Here is a 3,906-nt window from a genome sequence, read left to right on the forward strand (position 1 = left end):
GGATGGTCAGGAATAATCCCGTCACGCTGTTTGACGGCAACGGGCTTGAACCGAAGCCACTGGACAGTAATGCCCCCCGTTCGGGAAGGGATGGATATATATATCTTCCCTTTATTTCACGCGACATGGTAGCAATGGCCGTTGGTATTAATATCAGAAGATATATGAAAGGGAAAACGCTGTACCCGGTAATTACGGCAGGTGAAAATGGACTCTCGGAAATTAATCAATTATCTGAGGAACTTGACCGTGAACATACTCAAAACAGAGAAGATTCCGTGGAATTATATAATAAAGCCAAAGAATTTGATGTGGAAAATATCACTCCGGAGAAAAGAAAAAAGCTTGACGAACTATACAATAAAAGTGCAGGTGCAATGTTACTGAATTCACGAACAAGGCCTGTTTTAAAAAACACATTATATATTAGTAATATTGGTGCAGGAGGGCCTTCCATGCTAAGCACGTTGTCTCCCGGTAAGCATAAACTCTATGTGCTGGGGCATGGCAGCCCTGCCGGCGACGATATTTCTGCTGACCTGAGCGGTAACGCCGGTTCTTTGAATGTCAGAAAAATTGTCGACTTACTAGCGGCAGAAGGATTATCTAAAGAATTTGATGATATCCGTTTTAATGCTTGCTTTGGCGCAGATACAGTAGAGCCAGAGAGTTTTAACAGTGAAGTGCTGAATAAAAGCGCTGGACTTAACAATCGTAACTGGTTACCGAAGTTTGTCTCCAAAAAACCATTTGCACAAAAAGTCAGCGATGAGCTATTCAAAAGAGGATTTGCAGGGATTGTAAAGGCCTACCACGGTCTGGGAGACATATATAGCCTGGAAGGAACGCATACCCGGAGAATTGCACAAAAAGTCAGCGATGAGCTATTCAAAAGAGGATTTGCAGGGATTGTAAAGGCCTACCACGGTCTGGGAGACATATATAGCCTGGAAGGAACGCATACCCGGAGAATTAAGATGATTAATGCGGCGGACCGGCTGACCAGAGGAAAGACAGTTCGTCGCACATTTTCCCCGATGTAGTCATAAAGGAAATTGGGCTGCCTGCTTTTCAGGCATCTGACAGATAGAATTGTTCTGCCGGTGACAATCCATCCCCGGCAGGATCTCGAAGTTGGTTCTGTCGCGTTAACGACAGGAAGTCAGCAAAAGTGGTGCTGTCGAATATTCAGGTAACCAGAAGATAAAACTGTTCTGCCGGTGCGTTCAGAGCAACCCACCTGAGTTGCAATGTCGATAATGTACGCACCCTGCTTACGCATTTGCTTTATCATGTAGAAGTCCTCTCTGCTCAGCATGTCGGGGTTCTACGCCGGAACAGTAGCGCCCTTTCAGGGCGAGTGTCACCGCTTCGCGGTTCCGAGGGTTTGCATGTACTAAGCCCGGCTTTATACTCTGCTGCATGTATGTTCCTCGCCCTGCCAAACTGCTCTTCACCGTCGATGATGGCTGGAACAGGTACCTGGGTTCGAACGGCGACAGCGTCAGCCCCTGGACCCGCCTTTGCGTTGAGCGCATGCTCGCCTGCGCCACCGCCAGCATGGGCGTTCGCCGCTACTGCTGTTCGTCAGCAGGTTGCACCCGTTACTTTATTCGTACCCCTTATACTAGGGGTGTTAGCCAGCCAGACCCGGCATGATTACTGCACCCAGTCATTCATGATCCCGGGAGTGATGTCACCGGGTCTGGTGGGGCGCTGGTAACCGCTAATAGGGGTCAGGTCAGACATCATGTCGGGACCGTCTGTAACGTGGATGCCGGTACCTGCTCCCCGAGGTTATCTGGTTAACCCGTATAAACAGGGAGGCAGAATGACCGAATCCAGCAATTACGAATCCGTCCAGGTCTTTATTGGCGTTGATGTCGGTAAAGATACCCATCACGCCGTTGCCGTTAATCGTTCAGGTAATCGATTGTTCGACAAAGCATTACCCAACGACGAAAACAAACTCAGAGCGCTGATATCTGACCTGAAACAGCATGGTCAGATACTGCTGGTCGTTGACCAGCCTGCCACCATAGGGGCGTTACCCGTCGCTGTTGCCCGCTCTGAAGGCGTGCTTGTCGGATACCTTCCCGGGCTGGCAATGCGTCGCATCGCCGACTTGCACGCAGGTGAAGCCAAAACCGATGCCCGCGATGCAGCCATCATCGCTGAAGCGGCTCGTACTCTGCCTCACGCGCTACGCACGCTGAAGCTGACTGATGAGCAAATCGCCGAACTCTCCATGCTCTGTGGCTTCGATGATGATCTTGCCGCACAGACAACGCAGGTCAGCAACCGTATCCGCGGCCTGTTAACCCAGATACATCCGGCTCTGGAGCGTGCTCTCGGTCCACGACTGGATCATCCGGCAGTACTCGATCTTCTCCAGCATTATCCCTCACCTGAAAAACTCGCTTCGCTGGGTGAAAAGAAGTTGGCAACCCAACTCAGCAAATTCGCGCCCCGCCTGGGAAAACGCCTTGCTGCTGACATCACCCAGGCACTGACCGAGCAAACCGTCGTCGTGCCCGGTACGAATGCTGCTGTCGTTGTTCTGCCGCGCCTGGCTCTCCAGCTTATCACGCTACGCAAACAGAGAGATGAGGTCGCGCTTGAGGTAGAACAACGGGTTCTTGCTCACCCTCTTTACCCGGCCCTGACGAGCATGCCCGGTGTCGGTGTCAGGACCGCAGCCAGACTCCTTACAGAGGTTGCCTGCCGTACCTTCGCCTCTGCTGCACATCTTGCAGCCTATGCTGGTCTTGCGCCGGTAACCCGGAGATCCGGCTCTTCCATACGCGGCGAACACCCATCCCGGCGGGGTAATAAACCCCTCAAACGGGCGCTGTTCCTGTCAGCCTTCGCAGCGCTCAGAGATCCAATCTCCAGGGCTTACTACACACGCAAAATTAGCCAGGGGAAACGGCACAATCAGGCACTTATAGCCCTGGCAAGACGACGCTGTGACGTTCTGTTCGCCATGATGCGTGACGGGACTTTTTATACCCCTGCGTCGTCATAAACATGCTTGACAACTTAAATAGGGGCACTCCCGCTTTTTTTGCCAGAGTTGTAAGTCAAAGGCCTGCAGCTCCTGCGGCTTCAAAGCCACGGAGCAGTGGGTGTCGCAGCAGAGCCACATCCTCCCCGACTGCGACTGGCAGCACATTACCTTTACCATGCCCCACCTGCTGTGGCCCTTTTTTAACAACAACTGGCCCCTGCTCAACGCCCTGTTTACGGGCCCACCCGGGCCATGCTCCGGTGGGCCCGTAAACAGGGCGTGGAGGTCGGCATCTTCTGCGCCCTGCACACCTACGGTCGCCAGCTCAACCAGCATCCGCACATTCACCTGTCCGTCACCCGCGGCGGGCTGGATATAAAACATGGCGTCTGGCGCGATCTCTTCTTTAAAAAGCACGCCGTGGAGGAAATCTGGCGCGGTGCGGTCATCCGCCTGCTGCGCCACGGCTATGACCTGATAAATCCTGGAAGTCTGCCCGGGCTGGGGCACATTCGCGACAAAAAGCAGTGGCAGCGCTATCTGCAGGCGCAGTACGGACGCCGCTGGAAAGTCCACTTCGCGAAGAAAACCCGGGGGGCATGGAGGAGCGTCAAATACCTGGGCCGGTACCTGAAGCGACCGCCGGTGTCGGCGGCGAAGCTCAGGCACTACAGCGGCGGCGCCGTGGTGCACAACTACTATGATCACCGGACACAGCAGTACCGCCAGCAGACGCTGGCACAGGAGGAGATGATCGGACGTTATATCAGGAGAGCATAAAAAATATTGGGGCAGCGTGAGCTATGCTGCCATCGCTGGTCCCTTCCCATCACTTTGAAAACCCGGATACCAGCAGACAAATTTATCCTGCAGTTCGTTATTCAAAACGGCGGTCC

The 3,906-nt window shown here is 53.3% G+C and carries 2 protein-coding genes and 2 pseudogenes; all 4 read left to right on the forward strand.

What is annotated here, in order from left to right; translation table 11 throughout:
• A partial coding sequence (locus tag P349_RS26690; RefSeq protein WP_032664481.1) for a hypothetical protein occupies positions 1-1,043 on the forward strand: 1,043 nt, incomplete at its 5' end.
• Between the two features lie 379 nt (positions 1,044-1,422).
• Positions 1,423-1,641: pseudogene (locus tag P349_RS27090) on the forward strand (IS91 family transposase); the annotation flags it as partial.
• A 190-nt stretch (positions 1,642-1,831) separates the two neighbouring features.
• Entirely contained in the window at positions 1,832-3,028 is a 1,197-nt protein-coding gene (locus tag P349_RS00040; RefSeq protein WP_032664483.1) for an IS110 family transposase, read from the forward strand.
• A gap of 25 nt (positions 3,029-3,053) precedes the next feature.
• Positions 3,054-3,778, forward strand: a pseudogene (locus tag P349_RS25915) (IS91 family transposase); the annotation flags it as partial.
• Between the last annotated feature and the right edge of the window lie 128 nt (positions 3,779-3,906).

Origin of the sequence: Enterobacter sp. DC4 (assembly GCF_000568095.1) — a bacterium.
GTDB lineage: Bacteria > Pseudomonadota > Gammaproteobacteria > Enterobacterales > Enterobacteriaceae > Enterobacter > Enterobacter pseudoroggenkampii.